This window comes from Pseudomonas sp. gcc21 (assembly GCF_012844345.1).
In the GTDB taxonomy this organism is placed as follows: Bacteria; Pseudomonadota; Gammaproteobacteria; order Pseudomonadales; family Pseudomonadaceae; genus Halopseudomonas.
Map to the genome: position 1 here is coordinate 3,342,464 of NZ_CP051625.1, position 21,976 is coordinate 3,364,439.

At 55.3% G+C, this 21,976-nt stretch carries 13 protein-coding genes, 2 tRNA genes and 3 rRNA genes; 14 read left to right on the forward strand and 4 right to left on the reverse strand.

Going from position 1 to position 21,976, the window contains the following annotated elements; translation table 11 throughout:
- The first annotated feature begins 130 nt into the window (after window positions 1-130).
- Window positions 131-1,270, forward strand: coding sequence for an NnrS family protein (locus HG264_RS15510; RefSeq protein ID WP_169408455.1), 1,140 nt, complete (start codon window positions 131-133; stop codon window positions 1,268-1,270).
- Here the strand turns inward: HG264_RS15510 and HG264_RS15515 are convergent, their stop codons facing one another.
- Entirely contained in the window at window positions 1,271-2,371 is a 1,101-nt protein-coding gene (locus HG264_RS15515; RefSeq protein WP_169408456.1) for an anhydro-N-acetylmuramic acid kinase, read from the reverse strand.
- Window positions 2,371-3,834: a peptidoglycan DD-metalloendopeptidase family protein gene (locus HG264_RS15520; RefSeq protein ID WP_169408457.1), complete on the reverse strand. Its 1,464-nt coding sequence runs from the start codon at window positions 3,832-3,834 to the stop codon at window positions 2,371-2,373. The genes HG264_RS15515 and HG264_RS15520 overlap by 1 nt, the downstream gene beginning before the upstream one ends.
- A 236-nt stretch (window positions 3,835-4,070) precedes the next feature.
- Here HG264_RS15520 and tyrS point away from each other — a divergent pair, with 236 nt between their 5' ends.
- From tyrS to HG264_RS15585, 13 genes are all read left to right on the forward strand, one after another.
- Window positions 4,071-5,270 carry a tyrosine--tRNA ligase gene (gene tyrS, locus HG264_RS15525; RefSeq protein ID WP_169408458.1) on the forward strand — a complete coding sequence of 400 codons (1,200 nt, stop codon included), beginning with the start codon at window positions 4,071-4,073 and terminating at the stop codon, window positions 5,268-5,270.
- A gap of 529 nt (window positions 5,271-5,799) precedes the next feature.
- A 16S ribosomal RNA gene (locus HG264_RS15530) occupies window positions 5,800-7,336 on the forward strand.
- A 64-nt stretch (window positions 7,337-7,400) separates the two neighbouring features.
- Window positions 7,401-7,477: transfer RNA gene (locus HG264_RS15535), tRNA-Ile, on the forward strand.
- Window positions 7,478-7,503: 26 nt separating this feature from the next.
- Window positions 7,504-7,579 (forward strand) — tRNA-Ala (locus HG264_RS15540).
- A gap of 295 nt (window positions 7,580-7,874) precedes the next feature.
- A 23S ribosomal RNA gene (locus HG264_RS15545) occupies window positions 7,875-10,765 on the forward strand.
- Between the two features lie 151 nt (window positions 10,766-10,916).
- Window positions 10,917-11,032 (forward strand): 5S ribosomal RNA (gene rrf, locus HG264_RS15550).
- Together the 16S, 23S and 5S rRNA genes with 2 tRNA genes alongside form the textbook arrangement of a ribosomal RNA operon.
- A gap of 342 nt (window positions 11,033-11,374) precedes the next feature.
- On the forward strand, window positions 11,375-12,394 hold the full coding sequence (cysP, locus tag HG264_RS15555) for a thiosulfate ABC transporter substrate-binding protein CysP (RefSeq protein ID WP_169408459.1): 1,020 nt from the start codon (window positions 11,375-11,377) through the stop codon (window positions 12,392-12,394).
- Window positions 12,395-12,406: 12 nt separating this feature from the next.
- Window positions 12,407-13,273 (forward strand): sulfate ABC transporter permease subunit CysT, encoded by an 867-nt coding sequence (gene cysT / locus HG264_RS15560; RefSeq protein ID WP_169408460.1) that lies wholly within the window; start codon window positions 12,407-12,409, stop codon window positions 13,271-13,273.
- 5 nt (window positions 13,274-13,278) lie between these two features.
- Entirely contained in the window at window positions 13,279-14,142 is an 864-nt protein-coding gene (gene cysW / locus HG264_RS15565; protein ID WP_178102821.1) for a sulfate/thiosulfate ABC transporter permease CysW, read from the forward strand.
- Window positions 14,142-15,266 carry a sulfate/molybdate ABC transporter ATP-binding protein gene (locus tag HG264_RS15570; protein ID WP_169408462.1) on the forward strand — a complete coding sequence of 375 codons (1,125 nt, stop codon included), beginning with the start codon at window positions 14,142-14,144 and terminating at the stop codon, window positions 15,264-15,266. The genes cysW and HG264_RS15570 overlap by 1 nt, the downstream gene beginning before the upstream one ends.
- 159 nt (window positions 15,267-15,425) lie before the next feature.
- The gene (locus tag HG264_RS15575; protein ID WP_169408463.1) at window positions 15,426-16,007 is read left to right on the forward strand and encodes a porin family protein; all 582 of its coding nucleotides are present in this window, start codon (window positions 15,426-15,428) and stop codon (window positions 16,005-16,007) included.
- 228 nt (window positions 16,008-16,235) lie between these two features.
- Window positions 16,236-17,333 carry a carboxynorspermidine decarboxylase gene (gene nspC / locus HG264_RS15580; protein WP_169408464.1) on the forward strand — a complete coding sequence of 366 codons (1,098 nt, stop codon included), beginning with the start codon at window positions 16,236-16,238 and terminating at the stop codon, window positions 17,331-17,333.
- Window positions 17,334-17,379: 46 nt separating this feature from the next.
- Window positions 17,380-18,618, forward strand: coding sequence for a saccharopine dehydrogenase family protein (locus tag HG264_RS15585; RefSeq protein WP_169408465.1), 1,239 nt, complete (start codon window positions 17,380-17,382; stop codon window positions 18,616-18,618).
- A gap of 237 nt (window positions 18,619-18,855) precedes the next feature.
- Here the strand turns inward: HG264_RS15585 and HG264_RS15590 are convergent, their stop codons facing one another.
- Both HG264_RS15590 and HG264_RS15595 read right to left on the reverse strand, forming a co-directional pair.
- Window positions 18,856-20,340 (reverse strand): OmpA family protein, encoded by a 1,485-nt coding sequence (locus HG264_RS15590; RefSeq protein WP_169408466.1) that lies wholly within the window; start codon window positions 20,338-20,340, stop codon window positions 18,856-18,858.
- Window positions 20,341-20,452: 112 nt separating this feature from the next.
- The gene (locus HG264_RS15595) at window positions 20,453-21,928 is read right to left on the reverse strand and encodes an OmpA family protein (RefSeq protein WP_169408467.1); all 1,476 of its coding nucleotides are present in this window, start codon (window positions 21,926-21,928) and stop codon (window positions 20,453-20,455) included.
- Window positions 21,929-21,976 lie beyond the last annotated feature (48 nt).

Consider the following 21,976-nt stretch of genomic DNA (forward strand, 5'->3'; position numbering starts at 1 on the left):
GCCGGTTAGCGTAGCCTTCTCGTCATCTCACCGCCTTCGTCCTGTTAAGCGCGCTTCATGGTCTTCTTGCACTTTTGAACAGTCTGGACCGAGTAGCGCCGGCTTCCCTTCGCTGAGCAGGAGTAAGGGTTTGTCCAAGCGAGCGAAACAACCCTTAGCCAGTCTGGTTTTCTTTCCTGCTGCTACCGCCTACGGCGCATTGATCTTGCCGTGGTCCGTGCTGGCACAGCTTGGACTATTGGCTGCGCCTCCTGGCCTGGTCAGTTCGATCGGTCATGCGCACGAGATGTTGTTCGGCTTCGCTATCGCAGTTGTAGCGGGCTACGTGCTCGGCCCGCAGCCGCGACGATGGCTGGCGGCGACGTTTTCCCTCTGGCTTTTTGCGCGTATCGCTTTCCTGGGCTGGCCAGCAAGTTACCTGTCGGCGTTAGCCAATATCCTGTTCGTTGCTGTGCTCGCTTATAAAGCGGTGCCGCGTTTCGCTGGCGCAAAAAAATGGCGCAACAAAACGCTTGCGCCCATTCTGCTCGGGTTATGTGTGGCTGGGGCGGTATTTCAAGGTCTGACGCTAGCCGCCAACGCAAGGGCGGTCCACGGATTGTTTTTCGAGGCGATTCTGTTACTGAGCGCCCTCATGTTCTTCATGAGTGGAAGGATGCTCGCGCCCGCCATAGCGACGCACCTGTTGAAGCAAAATTATGAGCTTCGGGCCCGGCTTCAGCCGCAGCTAGAGGGATATGTTCTTCTGTTGCTGGCTTCGGCTCTTATCGCCAATCTTCTTTCTGGTGAAGCGGCACAGTTGATTGCGGGAATCGCGCTCTTTGCCGCAGCAGGGTTTGCCTTGGTCCGGCTGCTGCGTTGGCCTGTCTGGCGGTGTCGGGATCGGCCGGATCTGGTTGCTCTGGCGTCGGGGTATGCCTGGCTGGTTTTCGGATGGCTTCTGATCGGTAGTGCGTTGCTTTTCCAGGCGCTGCCGTTGTCCACTGCCTTGCACGGGATCAGTGTCGGAGCGTTGGGAAGCCTGACGCTTACAGTTATGGCGCGTAGCCAGGCACAGCGAACTCAGAAAAACGCTAATGCCGCACCGGCAATCTATCTTGCAGCAGGGTTGATCAGTCTTGCTGCCATAGCTCGAATTCTCGCGGGTACGCTTCTGCCGGTCGCGGGAATGCATCTGTTGGCTGCCGCCAGCTGGAGTGTCGCGTTCCTCAGCCTGCTGATATTCCTGTTCAGGTTCAGAAAAGTGGCCGGCAAAACAGCGCGATCTTGATCACGCCGGATACAACGCGCCGAGAATTCGCGTGCCTCGCGCTCCCGTGACGACGGGTAGGTTCGAGGTCTCCCGGTTATCAAAGCGCCACGCCAACCAGGCGAAGGCGATGGCTTCCATCCAGTCGGGGTCAACGCCTACTGCATGAGTGCTTCTGACCGATAGCGGCGCCAGTAATTGCGCGAGACGTTCCATCAACCAGCGGTTGCGTGCGCCGCCGCCGCACACATAGATCTCTGCCGTATCGGTAACATTGGCAAAAACATCCTGAGCGATGGATCGGGCGGTGAGCTCTAGCAGAGTCGCCTGGATATCGGCAGGATCGAAGGTTCCGCTTGCTTGTTGCAGAGCGGCATCCAGCCAGGACGCGTTGAAATATTCCCGGCCAGTACTTTTCGGTGGCTGGCGCTGGAAATAGGAATCGCTCAGCATGTACGCCAGAAGTTCATCATTCACTTTGCCGCTTCGTGCCCAATTACCGTCGCGATCGAAGGCTTCGCCATGATGTCGATTAATCCAGTGATCAAGTAGCACGTTACCCGGGCCGCTATCGAAACCCGTGACACTTTGATTGGGACGCAAGACCGTCAGGTTGGAAAAGCCGCCTATATTGACCAGAACGCGAACGGCTTCCGGGGAGCTGAGCAGCCACTGGTGAAACGCTGGGACCAGTGGCGCGCCCTGACCTCCGGCTGCTAGATCGCGGCTGCGAAAGTCAGATATAACGGAAATTCCGCTGAGTTCGGCTAGCAGAGCAGGGGCGCCGATCTGACAGCTAAACCCTTGCTCGGGATGGTGCCGTATTGTCTGACCATGGCTCCCGATTGCCTTGACCTGTGATGCATCGATCGAATGTTTGGCCAGTAGCATATCGATCCCGCTGGCTGCGAGCCTGGCCCACGCCATGCCGGCGAGCCCGGCTCGATGGATCTCGTCCGGGCCTGAATTACACAGAGTGAGTAGATCGTTATAAAGGGAAGGGGGGAATGGCAGGCAGGTCGCACCTATCAAGGTGGCCTGCTGACCTTCGACGGAAACCAGAGCGATGTCGATACCATCCAGGCTGGTGCCTGACATGATACCGACATAGAACCCGGACATTATTCTTCCAGTGACGCCAGCTGAGTACTGCCCTGTTGATCAAGCTTGGCCATGAGGCTGTTGCTGATTTCCAGGAAAGCGGTGCGCTCTGCTTTTGGAATGGGGTCGGATACAGGCAGCTTCACGTTAAGCGGGTCAACGTGCGTTCCGTTTACCAGAAATTCGTAGTGCAGGTGCGGCCCGGTGGAGAGACCTGTGGTCCCCACATAACCTATTACCTGGCCTTGGGAAACGTTGTCTCCGGCTTTCAAACCCTTGGCAAAGCGGCTCATGTGAGCATACAAGGTCTGGTATTTTTGACCATGCTTGATTACCACGGTATTGCCATAACCGCCCTTGCGTCCGGCATGCACGACGCGACCGTCACCCGTCGCGCGAATCGGCGTGCCGGTGGCTGCGGCGTAATCAACCCCGCGATGTGGCCGTACGGTTTTCAGTACCGGATGACGGCGGTTCGGGTTATAGCGCGAGCTGATGCGGGCAAGCTCAACGGGGGTACGGATGAAGGCCTTGCGCATGCTGGTACCGTCTGCACGGTAATAGCTGCTGTTGCCGTTTTTATCGGTGTACCGGACGGCGGTGAAAATTTTGCCGCGGTTGGTAAAGCGCGCCGCCAGGATGTTATTGGTGCCTACCCGTTTCTCGCCCACGTGCAACTCTTCGAACAGAATTTCGAAAGAGTCACCCTTGCGGATCTCACGGGCGAAATCGACGTCGTAACCAAAGATGTTGGCCATCTGCATGGTCAGGTTATGCGACAGGCCGGCTTTCTGGGCTGAGAGGAACAGCGAGCTGTTGATTTCACCCTTGGCGAACCGCGTCCGGACATCCGGCTTGATGCTCTCAGTCGTGAACGCAAAGGTACCGCCTTTTTTGTCCAGACGGATCGTTTCAAGATCATTAAGTTTGGAGCGAATGGCTAACAGCTCTCCGGTCTCGTCCTTCTTGAATTCCACAACCTGGCCGACCTTCAGCCGGGTGAACCGTTGCGCATCTTTGCTGCTGGACACAACAGAGTGAAGCGAGGCAGCGGAGAATCCGAGCTGGCTGAATAGCACCGACAACGTATTGCCTGCGGCAACGGTGACGCTTATCCAGTCGGTCGGAGGCGAATCGGTCGTTTCGGCCAGTTCGGCAGAAGTTGATTCCGGAGCTGTGGCGCGCGATTGCAAGATCGCAGGAGAAGCTTCCGTTTGAATCGGCGTTTCGGTAGGGTGGGCCAGTTGAAGTGGAGAAGCAACTGTGACTGTCTCGCTGATCAGCGCATCCAATTGATCAGAGACCGAAGGTTGTCCTTCCAAGATTGGGGACGTTTCCAGTTCAAGCGGAACGAACGTCCGGCGCGCTTCAACATCCGTCGTAGGGATGACGAGCAAAAAAATGCTTAGCGCTGCAGCGATTCCGCTGGCCGCCATGATATGGCTTTTAGGATATCGCGGCGTCTTTGTCTTTTGAGGAGGCATAAGCGCTCTTGTGGTTGATTCTATGGATTATTGACTAACTTGCTAAATTATAACTGAAAGCCCTTAGGCGCAAGCCATAATGTGCGTCGTCCGTCATTTTTACAACGCAGCCTCTTGACGATTTTCCGTCGCGCCGGGCGCCGCATGATTTGTACATCGGCCGTGCACGCTTGAAATTGAGCGGCAATGTTGTAAGGTTTGCTCCTTTTTTATTCCAGACAGGCAGGGTTTCCGACATGAAGCCGGTTGACGAGCAGTTGGCGCTAATCAAGCGCGGTGCGGAAGAGATTCTCGTAGAAAGCGAACTTCGCGCCAAGCTTGAGCGTGGCGTGCCGCTGCGAATCAAGGCAGGGTTTGATCCGACTGCTCCGGATCTGCATCTTGGGCACACCGTCCTTATCAACAAGCTTCGCCAGTTCCAGGACCTTGGTCACCATGTACTGTTCCTTATTGGTGACTTTACGGGAATGATCGGCGACCCCTCAGGAAAGAACATCACTCGGCAGCCGTTGACGCGTGAGCAGGTTCTGGCTAATGCCGAAACCTATAAAGAGCAGGTGTTCAAGATTCTCGACGCCGAAAAGACGCAGGTCCTGTTCAACTCCGAATGGATGGACAAGCTTGGCGCGGCTGACATGATCCAGTTGGCGGGCAAATACACTGTAGCCCGTATGTTGGAAAGGGACGATTTCGATAAGCGTTACAAGGGCGGTCAGTCGATAGCGATCCATGAGTTTCTCTATCCGCTGGTGCAGGGATACGACTCAGTAGCGATGAAGGCTGATGTAGAGTTGGGCGGCACGGATCAGAAGTTCAACTTGCTGATGGGGCGCGAGCTGCAGCGGCAGTACGGACAAGAGCCTCAGATTACTCTTACCATGCCGTTGTTAGAGGGGTTGGATGGCGTCAAGAAGATGTCCAAATCGCTGGGCAACTATGTCGGTATCAATGACGTGCCGGGCGAGATGTACAGCAAGATTGTGTCGATGCCGGATGCATTGATGTGGCGTTACTTCGAGTTGCTCAGCTTCCGCAGCATGGCTGAGATCGATGCCTTTCGTGCCGATGTAGAGAAAGGCGCTAATCCGCGGGATGTCAAGATCAAGCTTGCCGAAGAGTTGGTGGCGCGCTTCCATGGAGAGGAGGCCGCAGCGAATGCTCATCGTTCAGCAGGTAACCGTTTGGCTGAAGGCGAGTTGCCCGACGATATGCCCGAGGTTGTGTTGGAGACTGATGGGTCTTTACCGGTTTCCGCTGTGCTGAATAGGGCGGGTCTGGTCAAGAACGCGGCGGCCGCAAGAGACCTGCTCGCGGCGGGCTCTGTCAGAGTGGACGGCGCCGTTGTAGAGCGCAGCTTCGAGTTCAAGCCGGGCTCTGAATATGTATGCCAGGCAGGCAAGAAGAAATTTGCCCGTATTCGTATCAAAACGGCTTGACGACAAATCTCACAGGCCTATAATGCGCGTCTCCCAAGTCAGGGTGCTTTGGAATAAGCGCTTAGTAATCAATAAGTTAGAGATAATTTAGTGGTTGACAGGCTGGGAAGAAGGCGTAGAATGCGCCGCTCTGCGAAGGGCTGGCTGGATCGGTTGTTCGCAGCGATGAGATGACTCATCAAGGTTTACGGAAGGTGTTGACAGTGAGCTTGGCTCCTGTAGAATGCGCCTCCCTGGCACGGAACAGCAGCGCTGTTCAGGCCACTCAGGCAACAAGTGAAGCAGCAAAAATACTTCACAAAATTGCTTGACGGATCAGAAGGTTAGCGTAGAATACGCGGCCTTGGTCAGGCGGAAACGCCGGCCGAATCGCTCTTTAACAATCTGAATCAAGTAATTCGTGTGGGTGCTTGCTGAGTTGCTCGATGATCGCAAGATTATCAGCCAAGCAAGTTACTCTGTGAATTCATCGAGTTTATTTGTAAAGCTGAGCCAAGTTTAGGGTTTTCTCAAAACCCAAGCAGTTTTTTAACTGAAGAGTTTGATCATGGCTCAGATTGAACGCTGGCGGCAGGCCTAACACATGCAAGTCGAGCGGTAGAGAGAAGCTTGCTTCTCTTGAGAGCGGCGGACGGGTGAGTAATACCTGGGAATCTGCCTGATAGTGGGGGATAACGTCCGGAAACGGGCGCTAATACCGCGTACGTCCTACGGGAGAAAGCAGGGGATCTTCGGACCTTGCGCTATCAGATGAGCCCAGGTCGGATTAGCTTGTTGGTGGGGTAATGGCTCACCAAGGCGACGATCCGTAACTGGTCTGAGAGGATGATCAGTCACACTGGAACTGAGACACGGTCCAGACTCCTACGGGAGGCAGCAGTGGGGAATATTGGACAATGGGCGCAAGCCTGATCCAGCCATGCCGCGTGTGTGAAGAAGGTCTTCGGATTGTAAAGCACTTTAAGTTGGGAGGAAGGGTTGTTGCCTAATACGTAGCAACTTTGACGTTACCAACAGAATAAGCACCGGCTAACTCTGTGCCAGCAGCCGCGGTAATACAGAGGGTGCAAGCGTTAATCGGAATTACTGGGCGTAAAGCGCGCGTAGGTGGTTCAGTAAGATGGGTGTGAAATCCCCGGGCTCAACCTGGGAACTGCTTTCATAACTGCTGAACTAGAGTACGGTAGAGGGTAGTGGAATTTCCTGTGTAGCGGTGAAATGCGTAGATATAGGAAGGAACACCAGTGGCGAAGGCGACTACCTGGACTGATACTGACACTGAGGTGCGAAAGCGTGGGGAGCAAACAGGATTAGATACCCTGGTAGTCCACGCCGTAAACGATGTCAACTAGCCGTTGGGAACCTTGAGTTCTTAGTGGCGCAGCTAACGCACTAAGTTGACCGCCTGGGGAGTACGGTCGCAAGATTAAAACTCAAATGAATTGACGGGGGCCCGCACAAGCGGTGGAGCATGTGGTTTAATTCGAAGCAACGCGAAGAACCTTACCTGGCCTTGACATGCTGAGAACTTTCCAGAGATGGATTGGTGCCTTCGGGAACTCAGACACAGGTGCTGCATGGCTGTCGTCAGCTCGTGTCGTGAGATGTTGGGTTAAGTCCCGTAACGAGCGCAACCCTTGTCCTTAGTTACCAGCACATAATGGTGGGCACTCTAAGGAGACTGCCGGTGACAAACCGGAGGAAGGTGGGGATGACGTCAAGTCATCATGGCCCTTACGGCCAGGGCTACACACGTGCTACAATGGGCGGTACAAAGGGTTGCCAAGCCGCGAGGTGGAGCTAATCCCGAAAAACCGTTCGTAGTCCGGATCGGAGTCTGCAACTCGACTCCGTGAAGTCGGAATCGCTAGTAATCGTGGATCAGAACGCCACGGTGAATACGTTCCCGGGCCTTGTACACACCGCCCGTCACACCATGGGAGTGGGTTGCACCAGAAGTAGCTAGTCTAACCTTCGGGAGGACGGTTACCACGGTGTGATTCATGACTGGGGTGAAGTCGTAACAAGGTAGCCGTAGGGGAACCTGCGGCTGGATCACCTCCTTAATCGATAGATCTCGACACTCTTCAAGCACTCACACGAATTACTTGATTCAAAAGAAAGGCGATTGGGTCTGTAGCTCAGTTGGTTAGAGCGCACCCCTGATAAGGGTGAGGTCGGCAGTTCGAATCTGCCCAGACCCACCAATTGTCGAGGTGCGACGGTTCTTAAAGGGGCCATAGCTCAGCTGGGAGAGCGCCTGCCTTGCACGCAGGAGGTCAGCGGTTCGATCCCGCTTGGCTCCACCAAGACAGACCGACGTACCGACGCAACAACAACGCCTTAGCTGGACCTAGAGTTCATACATGAATGATTGCCTCAGGGTAGATCATTGATGTCTGGTCTTTATACCAGCCGCTCTTTAAAAATTTGGGAAAGTGATAGAAGTAAGACAAGACATAGCACTGTGTTTCACTGCACAGGGTTATGGCTAAGGTAACTTGTAATCTCAACGCAAGTTCCGGATTGTCGTGAAATCATGTCGATATAACATGTGACTTCATCAGTCGCGCTGGCAACAGCACAGATTGTTTGGGGTTATATGGTCAAGTGAATAAGCGCATACGGTGGATGCCTTGGCAGTCAGAGGCGATGAAAGACGTTGTAGCCTGCGATAAGGTTCGGGGAGCTGGCAAACAAGCTATGATCCGGACATCTCTGAATGGGGAAACCCACCCAGCATAAGCTGGGTATCACACACTGAATACATAGGTGTGTGAGGCGAACCGGGGGAACTGAAACATCTAAGTACCCCGAGGAAAAGAAATCAACCGAGATTCCCCAAGTAGTGGCGAGCGAACGGGGAGCAGCCCTTAAGCAGTTTAGAGTTTAGTGGAACGCCCTGGAAATGGCGGCCGTAGTGGGTGATAGCCCCGTACACGAAAGGCTCTTAGCTGTGAAATCGAGTAGGACGGCGCACGTGAAACGTTGTCTGAACATGGGGGGACCATCCTCCAAGGCTAAATACTCCTGACTGACCGATAGTGAACCAGTACCGTGAGGGAAAGGCGAAAAGAACCCCTGTGAGGGGAGTGAAATAGAACCTGAAACCGTATGCGTACAAGCAGTGGGAGCGGACTTGTTCCGTGACTGCGTACCTTTTGTATAATGGGTCAGCGACTTATATTCTGTGGCGAGCTTAACCGTATAGGGGAGGCGTAGGGAAACCGAGTCTTAATAGGGCGAACAGTCGCAGGGTATAGACCCGAAACCGGGCGATCTATCCATGGGCAGGTTGAAGGTGCCGTAACAGGCACTGGAGGACCGAACCGACTACCGTTGAAAAGTTAGCGGATGACTTGTGGATAGGAGTGAAAGGCTAATCAAGCTCGGAGATAGCTGGTTCTCCTCGAAAGCTATTTAGGTAGCGCCTCGTGTATCACCACTGGGGGTAGAGCACTGTTTGGGCTAGGGGGTCATCCCGACTTACCAACCCCATGCAAACTCCGAATACCAGTGAGTGCGAGCACGGGAGACACACGGCGGGTGCTAACGTCCGTCGTGAAAAGGGAAACAACCCAGACCGTCAGCTAAGGTCCCAAAGTTATGGTTAAGTGGGAAACGATGTGGGAAGGCTTAGACAGCTAGGAGGTTGGCTTAGAAGCAGCCATCCTTTAAAGAAAGCGTAATAGCTCACTAGTCGAGTCGGCCTGCGCGGAAGATGTAACGGGGCTCAAACCATACACCGAAGCTACGGGTGCATCTTAGGATGTGCGGTAGAGGAGCGTTCTGTAAGCCTGTGAAGGTCAATTGAGAAGTTGGCTGGAGGTATCAGAAGTGCGAATGCTGACATGAGTAACGACAATGGGAGTGAAAAACTCCCACGCCGGAAGACCAAGGGTTCCTGCGCAACGTTAATCGACGCAGGGTGAGTCGACCCCTAAGGCGAGGCCGAAAGGCGTAGTCGATGGGAAACGGGTTAATATTCCCGTACTTCTAGTTACTGCGATGGGGGGACGGAGAAGGCTAGGCCAGCAAGGCGTTGGTTGTCCTTGTTTAAGGCGGTAGGCTGGGATCTTAGGTAAATCCGGGATCCTAAGGCCGAGAACCGATGACGAGCTTTCTTTTAAGAAAGCGAAGTGGTTGATGCCATGCTTCCAGGAAAAGCCTCTAAGCTTCAGGTAACTAGGAATCGTACCCCAAACCGACACAGGTGGTCAGGTAGAGAATACCAAGGCGCTTGAGAGAACTCGGGTGAAGGAACTAGGCAAAATGGCACCGTAACTTCGGGAGAAGGTGCGCCGGCTAGGGTGAAGGATTTACTCCGTAAGCTCTGGCTGGTCGAAGATACCAGGCCGCTGCAACTGTTTATTAAAAACACAGCACTCTGCAAACACGAAAGTGGACGTATAGGGTGTGACGCCTGCCCGGTGCCGGAAGGTTAATTGATGGGGTTAGCTTCGGCGAAGCTCTTGATCGAAGCCCCGGTAAACGGCGGCCGTAACTATAACGGTCCTAAGGTAGCGAAATTCCTTGTCGGGTAAGTTCCGACCTGCACGAATGGCGTAATGATGGCGGCGCTGTCTCCACCCGAGACTCAGTGAAATTGAAATCGCTGTGAAGATGCAGTGTATCCGCGGCTAGACGGAAAGACCCCGTGAACCTTTACTATAGCTTTGCACTGGACTTTGAATTTGCTTGTGTAGGATAGGTGGGAGGCTTTGAAGCGTGGACGCCAGTTCGCGTGGAGCCAACCTTGAAATACCACCCTGGCAACTTTGAGGTTCTAACTCTGGTCCGTTATCCGGATCGAGGACAGTGTATGGTGGGTAGTTTGACTGGGGCGGTCTCCTCCCAAAGAGTAACGGAGGAGTACGAAGGTGCGCTCAGCACGGTCGGAAATCGTGCGTAGAGTATAAAGGCAAAAGCGCGCTTGACTGCGAGACCAACACGTCGAGCAGGTACGAAAGTAGGTCTTAGTGATCCGGTGGTTCTGTATGGAAGGGCCATCGCTCAACGGATAAAAGGTACTCCGGGGATAACAGGCTGATACCGCCCAAGAGTTCATATCGACGGCGGTGTTTGGCACCTCGATGTCGGCTCATCACATCCTGGGGCTGAAGCCGGTCCCAAGGGTATGGCTGTTCGCCATTTAAAGTGGTACGCGAGCTGGGTTTAGAACGTCGTGAGACAGTTCGGTCCCTATCTGCCGTGGACGTTTGAGATTTGAGAGGGGCTGCTCCTAGTACGAGAGGACCGGAGTGGACGAACCTCTGGTGTTCCGGTTGTCACGCCAGTGGCATTGCCGGGTAGCTACGTTCGGAAGAGATAACCGCTGAAAGCATCTAAGCGGGAAACTTGCCTCAAGATGAGATCTCACCGGGAGCTTGACTCCCCTGAAGGGCCGTCGAAGACTACGACGTTGATAGGCTGGGTGTGTAAGCGTTGCAAGGCGTTGAGCTAACCAGTACTAATTGCCCGTGTGGCTTGACCATATAACACCCAAGCAATTTACCGTGTTATACAAGACACCGATTGAACGACAGTCTGGAACTGCAGAGATGACAGTTACCCCCTTGTCCGAGCTTCTATCACGCTCCCAACCCTTTACGCCGTGTGGACTAACAGCCGCACAGCAACGAATTGCTTGACGACCATAGAGCATTGGAACCACCTGATCCCATCCCGAACTCAGAAGTGAAACGATGCATCGCCGATGGTAGTGTGGGGTCTCCCCATGTGAGAGTAGGTCATCGTCAAGCGCTTATACCGAGAACACCCCGACCTGGAAACAGGTCGGGGTGTTCTTTTATGGGCGCGGAAAATCTTGGCAGCCGGTGAAATATTGCGATATGGCGCGCGTTTTCCGTGCCCGACATATCTTTCTACTATTCTTCGAGCTGCCCGTTACTTTATCTGAGCCTGGGAGGCAACCGAGTTGCTGGTTTCAGTCAGTACAGTCCTGATGACTGTATCGCTATATGCTTTAGCGGATTAAGGAATAAATAAATACGTCTAATAAACAATTTGTTCTATCGCAAAGGCTTAGGTAACCTTCCTGCTCGATCGACTTCATCATGTATGAACATACTTCGGAGGGTTACATGGCCAGTTTAGTCGCTTTGTCCAAGCGTACGGGTTCAGCCGTTGCCGCGTTGTTTCTGAGCGTAGGGTTGACGCTTCCCGCCCAGGCCGCTGACCAAGAGCTTCTGAATTCCTCCTACGATATCGCCCGAGAATTGTTCTCCGAATACAACGAGCTCTTCGCAAAACAGTGGAAAGAAAAAACCGGCAAGACAGTTGAAATCAAGCAGTCCCACGCCGGTTCTTCCCGGCAGGCGCAGGCTATCCTGCAAGGGCTGCGCGCTGATGTGGTGACCTACAACCAGGTCACCGATGTCGATATCCTGCACCAGAAGGGCAACCTGATTCCGGAGAACTGGCGTGAGCGCTTGCCTAACGCCAGCTCGCCGTACTACTCCACCATGGCGTTCTTGGTTCGCGAAGGCAATCCGAAGAACATCCGTAACTGGGATGACCTGGTACGCGACGACGTCAGCTCTGTGTTGCCGAACCCCAAAACCTCCGGTAATGGTCGATACACCTACCTTGCTGCGCTGGGCTACGCTCAGAAGACCTTTGGTGACGACCAGGACGCCATTGATGACTTTCTGCGGAACATGCTTGGCAACGTAGCGGTATTCGATACGGGCGGACGTGGTGCGACCACTACCTTCGTTGAGCGCGGCATTGGTGATGTATTGCTCACCTTCGAAGCCGAGGTCAATAACATCGCGGCCCAGAACGAGGGCTACGAGGTGGTGGTGCCGAAGATCAGTTTCCTCGCTGAATTTCCGGTTACCTGGATCGACAAGAGCGTCGAGAAAAACGGGACCGAAGAGCTGGCCAAGGCTTATTTAGAAAACCTCTATACAGAAGATGCACAGCGCCTGATCGCCGGATTCTACAATCGGGTGCATAACGAAACGGTCAAGGCCGAATTCGCCGACCAGTTCCCTGAGGTAGAATTGCTGCCCGTCGAGGAAATCGGTGGAAGCTGGGAAAATGTGATGAAAGTGCACTTCGCCAGCGGTGGAAAGCTCGACCAACTACAACGTCGATAACGCATATTCTCAATGAAACAATCTTTCTCCGGCCTTTTCCCAGGCCGTTCCAGCCAACCCGACAAGCGTGTCTTGCCGGGTTTTGCTTTGAGCCTCGGCGTATCGCTTTTTTTTATAAGCATCGTGCTCATACTGCCTGTCACGGGTTTGATCGTGCAGACGGCGGGTATGGGTTGGGCTGAATACTGGGCTGTCATTACAGATGAACGCGTGGTCGCCTCTTATAAGGTAACGCTGTGGGCAGCCGCCATCGCCTCGATCATCAACGGTGTGGTCGGATTGTTGCTTGCCTGGGTTCTCGTACGCTATGAGTTCCCCGGCAAACGCTTGATGGATGCGCTTGTAGATTTGCCGTTTGCCTTGCCGACGGCCGTAGCGGGCATCACTCTGACGGCGCTCTTCGCACCGGATGGTTGGTACGGTCAGCTGTTCGCAATGCTGGGCATAAAAGTGGCTTTCACGCCGCTGGGCATCATTGTGGCTATGTCGTTTACCAGTCTGCCCTTTGTCGTCAGAACGGTGCAGCCGGTGCTGGAGGATTTCGCACCAGAGGACGAAGAGGCCGCGGTCAGCCTGGGCGCATCCGACTGGACTGTATTCCGGCGCATTCTGTTTCCGGCTATGTGGCCGGCGTTGATGACGGGGGTTGCGCTATCGTTCACCCGCAGCCTGGGTGAGTTCGGCGCAGTCATCTTCATCGCCGGCAACATGCCATACGTCAGCGAAATCGTCAGCCTGATGATTTTCGTCCGCCTTCAGGAGTTCGATTACGCGGCCGCGAGCGCGATTGCTTCAGTCGTGCTTATCGCTTCGTTGATCCTGTTGCTTGGTATCAATCTTTGGCAGGCGCGCTACCTGCGCCGGCTGCAAGGACGGTAATGGCTATGCATCAACGCAGAACCATGCGCGCTGGTGACCAGCCCTGGGTCAAATGGACACTCATCGGGTTGGCATTGGCGCTGACAGTGATCATGCTGGTCATGCCGCTGGTGATCATTTTCACCCAGGCGTTCTCCGGTGGATTGCAGACCTACCTGGGCAACCTGACTGATAGTTACACTCTACACGCGATCGGCCTGACGCTCTTCGTAGCGGCCCTGACTGTGCCGATCAACCTGGTATTTGGCGTATTTCTCGCGTGGCTGGTCACGCGCTTCGAGTTTCCCGGACGCAAGGCGCTGATCACGCTGATCGATATTCCCTTCGCGGTCTCGCCTGTCGTAGCTGGCCTGCTGTATCTGCTCTTGTATGGCAGCAACGGCTGGCTCGGCAGCTGGCTGGCTGATCGGGACGTGCAGCTGATGTTCTCCTGGCCGGGCATCGTCATGGTCACGGTCTTCGTGACTTGCCCCTTTGTAGCGCGGGAATTGATCCCCTTGATGCAGCAGCAGGGGCGCGAAGAAGAAGAGGCCGGAGTGGTACTTGGCGCCAGCGGCTGGCAACTGTTCCGCCGTGTGACTCTGCCGAATATTCAGTGGGCATTGTTGTACGGCGTAGTGCTGACCAATGCCCGGGCAGTCGGGGAGTTCGGTGCGGTATCGGTGGTTTCGGGCAATATTCGCGGCGAGACCAATACGCTGGCACTGCATGTGGAGCTTTTGTATCAGGATTACAACGTGGTAGGTGCGTTTGCCAGCGCCTCGCTGCTGGCAGGCATCGCGCTCATAACCATCGTTGTGAAGAGTTTTGTGGAGTGGCGGCAGGCCCGTCAGCGTGCTCCCCTGGATGATCAATCGGACAACCGCTGATGAGTATTTCCATCGAAGGTATCAACAAATCTTTTGGCTCCTTTCAGGCGCTGGATAACATTTCGCTTGAGGTGCCGGACGGCAAATTGATTGGCTTGTTGGGCCCGTCTGGCTCCGGCAAGACAACGTTGCTGCGCATTATTGCAGGCCTGGAGACCGCCGATAGCGGTCGCATTCTGTTTCAGGGGGAAGATGTCACCGGGTTGCACGTGCGTGATCGGCGCGTCGGTTTCGTGTTTCAGCACTACGCTCTGTTCCGGCATATGACCGTGGCGCAGAACGTTGCGTTCGGATTGGAAGTCCTGCCCGCAAAGGAACGCCCCAAGGCAGCGGAAATCCGGCAGCGGGTGGATAAGCTGCTGGAGATGGTCCAGCTCGGTCATCTGGCTAACCGCTATCCGGCACAGCTCTCGGGCGGACAGAAACAACGTATCGCGCTTGCCCGTGCATTGTCGATGAAACCGCAAATCCTGTTGCTGGACGAACCCTTCGGGGCATTGGATGCAAAGGTTCGAAAGGATCTTCGCCGCTGGCTGCGCACTTTGCATGACGAATTCCATTTCACCAGCGTGTTCGTGACCCATGATCAGGAGGAGGCGCTCGAGCTGTCTGATCAGGTGGCCGTCATGAGCGCCGGCAGGATCGAGCAGGTCGATTCCCCGCAAAGGCTTTACGCCGAGCCAGGCAGCCGATTCGTGTTTAATTTCCTGGGGCACGTCAACGTGTTTAATGGCGGCCTGGAAGAGCAAGTGATACGGCAGGGTGAGGCCTGGGTGAAACTGGGCGAGCCCGTGACGTCGAAGGAACTGCAGCTGTACATGCGCTCCCATGAGGTGCGCTTGCAATCCATGTCGGCGGCCCACGCCCATTTACCGCTGCGCATCGAGTCGGTCAGCCTGGTGGGCGCTGAAGTGCGTCTTGAGCTTTCACCCATCGGCTGGGAGTCGGCAGAGCCCTGGGAGGTTGGTATTACCCATGCCCAGTTCAACAAGTGGCAGCCGAAGCGTGGCGACCAGTGCTATGCCGTGCCGAGGGTGGCACATGTTATCGAAGAAGGCTCCGGCGCACCGCGCACACTGCGCTGGCAAGCGGGCGATATGAATGATCCCGCTGCAATGATCTAGGGACGATCTTGGGCTGCGCTGAGCGGAGCCCTAAGTCGTGCAAGTGGCGTTTGGCTATCGCAGCGGGGTAGTATTGGGCGACCCGGTCAATGGATGCACCGGGATAAAGGACTCGCTGCCATGAAGGCGGCCTATCACATCATCAGGAGATGACTTTCGATGTTCAAGAAAACACTGCTTGCTGCGCTGGTATCCGGCGTGATGATTTCTGGCGTCCAGGCGGCCGAAATTCAGCCGAATGGGTATCTGTTCGGTAATGTTGGTCAAGCCAGTTACGATTTCGGTAGCGCGTACGATGGGGCGCCGGGTTCCCTTGATGATGAAGATACGGCTTTCAAGATTGGCGCAGGTATACAGCTGAACCGGTTTGTGGGCGTTGAGTTCCAATATCTGGATTTGGGTGAAGCGACCTATCAAGAGCCAGGCTTCAAGCAGATCGCGGAAGTCGAGGGCTATGGAGCGAACCTGGTCGGCACCATTCCAGTTGATCGGTTCAAGCTTTACGGCAAGGTTGGTTATCACAAGCTGGAGCTGGACTTTACAGAAAAGGAAGTGGGCTGGCTCGACTGGAACGAGTCTGAGAAGGATTGGGTCACTTCATATGCTGTAGGCGCGACCTTCGCTCTGACGCCTCAGTTTGAAATCGCGGCAGAGTACGAGCGCTATGACGACGTTGCGGATAAGTTTGATGTAAACGTGGATGTTGATCTTGCTTCCATTGGCCTGCGCTACAATTTCTAAGCAGTGAGGCTCGTGAATGTCCGGCCATCGCGCCGGACATTCAGAACTTAACCTCAGTTCCTTTACAACCTCTCGCTTCCAGCTTCCAGCTTCCAGCCTTAAGCTTAGGAGCCCTGAAACCCCTCGCCACATCTTTCACTCGAAGCCACTCCCCGTTTCCACTATAATCGCGCGCTTTCTTCACGCCGGGGGCAACCCCCGCTGTCGGGCTGGACGGAGGGTGACTCAGTGATCAATACGCCGTATTACCTGATCGACAAAAGTAAGCTGTTGCGCAATCTCGAAAAGATTGCCTACGTACGGGAACACTCCGGCGCCAAGGCATTGTTGGCGCTCAAGTGTTTTGCCACCTGGTCAGTATTCGATCTGATGAGCCAGTACATGGACGGCACCACCTCGTCCTCGCTGTATGAGGTCAAGCTCGGCAAGCTGAAGTTCGGCGGCGAGACGCATGCCTACAGCGTGGCCTACGCCGACGACGAGATTGAAGAGGTTCTGGCGCACTCCGATAAGATCATCTTCAACTCCATCAGCCAGTTGCAGCGCTTCGCCGATGCTTCGAGCAATCACGTGCGTGGCCTGCGTCTCAACCCCCAGGTCAGTAGCTCGGATTACCTGATTGCCGACCCCTCGCGTCCGTTCAGCCGTCTGGGCGAATGGGATGCCGACAAGGTTGCCGCGGTGATCGATCAGGTGTCCGGTTTCATGATCCACAATAACTGCGAGAACAGCGACTTCGAGCTGTTTGACCAGATGCTTGCGCAGATTGAACAGCGGTTCGGTTCGTTGCTGGAAAAGGTGAAGTGGGTCAGCCTCGGGGGTGGAATTCACTTCACTGGCGAAGGCTATCCGCTGGACAAGTTCTGCGCCCGCCTCAAAGCATTCTCCGAGCGGTACGGGGTTCAGGTGTATCTGGAGCCCGGCGAAGCGGCCATTACCATGAGCACTTCGCTGGAAGTCACCGTGCTGGACACCCTGTTCAATGGCAAGAATCTGGCAATCGTCGACAGTTCGATCGAAGCGCATATGCTCGACCTGCTCATCTATCGTCAGCCCGCCAAAATGGAGCCCTGTGAAGGGCCGCACAGCTACATGGTCTGCGGCAAATCCTGTCTGGCCGGGGACATCTTCGGCGAGTTCCAGTTTGATAAGGAGCTGGCGATTGGCGACAGGCTGTCGTTCATCGACGCCGCCGGTTACACCATGGTCAAAAAGAATTGGTTCAATGGCGTGAAAATGCCTTCCATAGCAGTGCGTCAGCTCGACGGCCAGGTTGAACTGGTCAAGGAGTTCGGCTTCGAAGACTTTGTTAACGGCCTCTCCTGAGGCCACCACCCAAGCCTTTTCCAAGGAGGCGTTTCGAGGAAGAGACATGAAGAAAAACGTTCTAATTATTGGTGCCGGTGGTGTTGCACAGGTCGTTGCACATAAATGTGCACAACATAATGACATCCTGGGCAACATCCATATCGCTTCGCGCACTGTCGAGAAATGCCAGCAGATAGTCGACAGCGTGCGGGAAAAGGGCAGCCTCAAGGTTGCCGGTGAATTGCAAGCCCATGCCCTGGATGCGCTGGATATAGAAGCAACCAAGGCGCTGATTGCCAAGACACAATCGCAGATGGTCATCAATGTCGGATCGGCTTTCATCAATATGTCGGTGCTGCAGGCCTGTATCGAAACAGGTGCGGCCTACCTCGATACCGCCATCCACGAGGAGCAGGACAAGATCTGCGAAACGCCGCCGTGGTATGCCAACTACGAGTGGAAGCGCCGCGAGCTGTGCGCTGAGAACAACATTACCGCCATTCTTGGCGTTGGCTTTGACCCGGGCGTGGTAAACGCCTATGCGGCGCTCGCCGTGAACGAGTATTTCGACAAGGTCGATGAAATCGACATTATCGACATCAACGCCGGCAGCCATGGTCGCTACTTTGCTACCAACTTTGATCCTGAGATCAACTTCCGCGAGTTTACTGGCCGGGTATGGTCCTGGCAGAACAACGAATGGACGCAGAACCAGATGTTCGAGGTCAAGCGTACCGACGACCTGCCCGTAGTGGGCCAGCAGACCAGCTACATGACCGGCCATGACGAACTGCATTCGTTGTCGCAGAACCTGAATGTGCCGAACATCCGTTTCTGGATGGGATTTGGTGAGCACTACATCAATGTGTTCACTGTGCTGAAAAACCTGGGTCTGCTGTCAGAGCAGCCTGTTACCACTGCCGAAGGGCTGGAAGTGGTGCCGCTGAAAGTGGTCAAGGCGGTGCTGCCTGATCCGTCCTCTCTGGCGCCGGACTACCAGGGCAAGACCTGTATCGGCGATCTGGTGAAAGGACAGAAGAACGGTGAGCAGAAGGAAGTGTTCATCTATAACGTCGCCGATCACGCTGAAGCCTACGCAGAGGTTGGCAGCCAGGGCATTTCCTATACTGCCGGCGTGCCCGCCGTGGCCGCAGCCATTCTGATTGCGAAGGGCGAGTGGGATGTGCAGAAGATGGTCAACGTCGAGGAGCTACCGCCCAAGCCGTTCATCAATCTGCTCAATGATATCGGTCTGCCCACGCGGATTCGTGATGAGCAAGGGGATCGTGCGCTGAGTTTCTGATTAAACGCGCGAAAAGCCGGCCTTGAGTATTCGGGCCGGCTTTTTTGTGCCTGGCATTGCCGTGTGTTCAGCGTAGTTTTCTGTCGAGACGGAGCTCGACAATCCCGGCAAGCCTCCGCCGTCAGTGTGCCTGCCTGATGGTGTAGCGCGCCTGCGCTACGCCACTATCTGCGCCGCTTTACGGCCCTGTCGTTGAGCCCGCACGCGAGCACAAGCGCTCGCTGGGTTGCAGGGGAGTTAGTTAACGCGCTTGACCAACTCCACGCGCCGGTTAAGCGTTCGTCCGGCGTCGTTGTGGTTGCTGGCCTGGGGCGCATGCGGCCCGACGCCGGCAGGCGAGAGGCGGGCAGGAGCAATGCCGTACTGCTGCGTCAGTTGTTGTACAACCGCCTTGGCCCGTGCCGAGGAGAGCGACTGGTTATGTGTCACCGATCCGGTATCGTCGGTGTGGCCGACCACATACAGCTTGAGCCCGGGATGTTTGCCCAGCAATTCGGCAATCGCTTCGAGCGCGGGGGCTGACTCGGCTTTGACCTCGGATTTGTCCGTATCAAAGTAGATGCCATAGATCAGCGCTTTGCCTGCTTCCTCCAGCTCCTTGTGAAGCTCATCTGCGTTCACGCCGATCAGATCGGTTTGCGCCGCTACAGTCTGAACAATGTTCTGCTGGATCATGGTTTCGTCGTTATAACCACCGATGAAGACTGCTGCATAGGTCGGGCCGCTCTGAGCGTCGCGTTTTCCGACGAGGTAGTAAGGCTTGCGGTAGTAGTTGTACACGTCACCGCTTATAGCGAGAAGCCCGCCCAGTGTCTCGGCCTGGTCAGCGTTACCGCATTGCTTCAGCTGACAGTCGACCACAAGCTCGAAGCCGGCTTTATCCAACGCGGCCTTATAGTTTTCATAGGCCTTGAGCGTTGAGACTTGGGGCAACTGGTAGGTATGGCGCATCAGATCACCGGTTACCTCGAGCTTGTCGTATTCATAGGCGTTGCGCTTGCCCGTTATGGGACCCATGGGCAGTGAGATCGTCTCATAGTCCAGCTTTTCACTGCTTCGCAGGCTAGCGCCAGGGTATCGGGACAACAAAGGGTGATCCTTTGCACGTTGTTCTTCGGTAATGGCCGGACTGTCTGCGGCGGCAGCGGCTGGACCGAGCACGTCAGGATTGATGTCGAGCAGGTCGTTGACCAGGGGGACTTCCTGTATGACCACCTGCTGGATGGCTGCTGTATCCTTGTAGCCACCCATGTAGACCGCGACATAAGTAGACTTACCCTCCACGTCACGCTTGGCTGCCAGATAATAGGGTTTGCCGTGCCAGTTAAAGACTTTACCGTTGATGGCAATCCAGTCCCCCAACTGGTTTCCCTGACGCGCCTCGCCACAGGCTTCATGGGCACATTCGAACAGCACGTCCATTCCGGCTTGTTCCAGTGCCTTGCGGTAGTTTTCGTACAGCTTGAGTGTCGAAACCCCGCGGATTTCGTAGAAATGCCGGGTTCTGTCGCCGGTAACGGTGAGGGTTGGCGGCTCTTCGCCAGCCTTTTCCGGTATGCCAATTGGCAACCGGAAGCGCTCATACTCGAGTTTCTCGTACAGCCTTACCGTTGCGGACGGGTAGCGTTTTATGAGCGGATGATCCGGTGCTTTGGCCGGAACGGACGTGGCAAAAAGGGCGAGAGCAGCGGCAGTGATCGGGACAGTTACGCGGATGCGCATGGGCATTCCTTCAGGCAGTACATTTTGTGCCCGATCATACTGGCTGATCGACTGCTGAGCCGGAAACAGTCGACGTTTTGGTCTTGAAACCGGCCTGTCCAGCAAGCGTGGCTCAAGGCAGGCGGCTGACCAGTTCAACCCGCCGGTTCATTGATCGGCCTTCCTCGGTCGTGTTGCTCGCCAGCGGGGCGTAGGGCCCCATGCCGGCAGAGTGCAGCCGTGCGGCAGCTATCCCGTGATCCTTGACCAGCGTCTGCACCACAGACTCTGCACGCGCGGCCGAGAGTCGCAGGTTGAGTTCGGGGGAGCCCACATCATCGGTATGACCAACGACATAGAGTTGCAGCTGGGGATAGTCGTTCAGCAATTCCGCTATCGACTCCAGCGCAGCTTTCGATTCGACTTTGATTGTCGACTTGCCTGTATCAAACAAGATGCCCTCAATTGAGGCCTTGCCTGACTCCTCGAGCTCAGTATGCAGAAGGTCTGAATCGACGTTGACGAGTCCCGTTTCGGTGGGGCCTGCTTCGAGAATTGCTTGCTGAACGGCAGTATCGCCACGGTACTCGCCGATAAACAGCGCGATATAGGCATGGCCCTTCACCGTATCGCGGCGGGCGACGAGGTAATGCGGGTCACGGTAGTAGTTGTAGACATTGCCGGTGTTGGCGATCAGCGCGCCGAGCGCCCGAATTTCGGTGGAGCTGCCACAGGCGTCCCGCGAGCACTCGTAGAGCACTTCGAATCCGGCTTCGGCCAGCGCGGAGGTGTAGTTACGGTATACCTTGAGCGTGGACACCTTGCTCAATTCATAAAAGTGGCGGGTTAGCTCGCCGGTTAGCTCGATTTTTTCAAACTCGTCGACATTGCGCGTAGCACTGACAACGCTGACGGGAATGATGAAGTGTTCATATTCGCTGTGGGTACGCTGGCGAATCCGTGCGCCCGGGTAGCGTGACAGCAGAGCGTGATCGCGGGCGCGTTGTGCCGGTGTAACTTCTGCAATTTCAGTGTTGAGTTCGCGGGGGCGCTCAAGGTAGGACATATCGATATCGATGAGGTCATCGCGCACCTGCGATTCCTCGATGATGACTTGCTGGACAGCAGTTTCACCATCGTCGCCACCAATGAACACCGCCACGTGCGCCTTGCCTTCATCGGCCTCAGCGAGCAAGTAATAGGGCTTTTGCCAGAAGGTGAACACACTGTTACTGATCGCCAACTTTGCTCCCAGGTCCTGGATCTGGCGCTGGTTGCCGCATTCATCGAGGCTGCATTCGAACAGTACATTCATACCGGCGCGCTCTATCGCGGCTTTGTAGTTCTGGTACACCTTCAGGGTCGAGGTGTTGCGAATGCGGTAGGTGTGCCGGGTCATGTCGCCGATCAGGTTGAGTTCCGGGAAGGCCATGCTCGCTTCCTCGGGGGGCAAGCCTGTCGGCAAGGAAAAACGCTCAAAGCTTACCTGCTGATAGTTGGTGGCCCGGGCTTCGGGAAAGCGGCTCAGCAATGGATGATCAGGTGATTTGGCAACAGCGCACATGGGCGCAGTAACAAGCAAAAGGGTCAACACGGCGGAGCGAAACATGAGGCTATATCCTTTGGCGAAACATTCCTGGCACGTCGGGCTCACCAC

Coding starts and splice junctions, on each gene's coding strand:
- HG264_RS15595 (WP_169408467.1), bottom strand. CDS start 21,928: ATGTTTCGCTCCGCCGTGTTGACCCTTTTGCTTGTTACTGCGCCCATG.
- HG264_RS15570 (WP_169408462.1), top strand. CDS start 14,142: ATGAGTATTTCCATCGAAGGTATCAACAAATCTTTTGGCTCCTTTCAG.
- HG264_RS15515 (WP_169408456.1), bottom strand. CDS start 2,371: ATGTCCGGGTTCTATGTCGGTATCATGTCAGGCACCAGCCTGGATGGT.
- cysT (WP_169408460.1), top strand. CDS start 12,407: ATGAAACAATCTTTCTCCGGCCTTTTCCCAGGCCGTTCCAGCCAACCC.
- HG264_RS15585 (WP_169408465.1), top strand. CDS start 17,380: ATGAAGAAAAACGTTCTAATTATTGGTGCCGGTGGTGTTGCACAGGTC.
- HG264_RS15575 (WP_169408463.1), top strand. CDS start 15,426: ATGTTCAAGAAAACACTGCTTGCTGCGCTGGTATCCGGCGTGATGATT.
- tyrS (WP_169408458.1), top strand. CDS start 4,071: ATGAAGCCGGTTGACGAGCAGTTGGCGCTAATCAAGCGCGGTGCGGAA.
- cysP (WP_169408459.1), top strand. CDS start 11,375: ATGGCCAGTTTAGTCGCTTTGTCCAAGCGTACGGGTTCAGCCGTTGCC.
- cysW (WP_178102821.1), top strand. CDS start 13,279: ATGCATCAACGCAGAACCATGCGCGCTGGTGACCAGCCCTGGGTCAAA.
- HG264_RS15520 (WP_169408457.1), bottom strand. CDS start 3,834: ATGCCTCCTCAAAAGACAAAGACGCCGCGATATCCTAAAAGCCATATC.
- HG264_RS15590 (WP_169408466.1), bottom strand. CDS start 20,340: ATGCGCATCCGCGTAACTGTCCCGATCACTGCCGCTGCTCTCGCCCTT.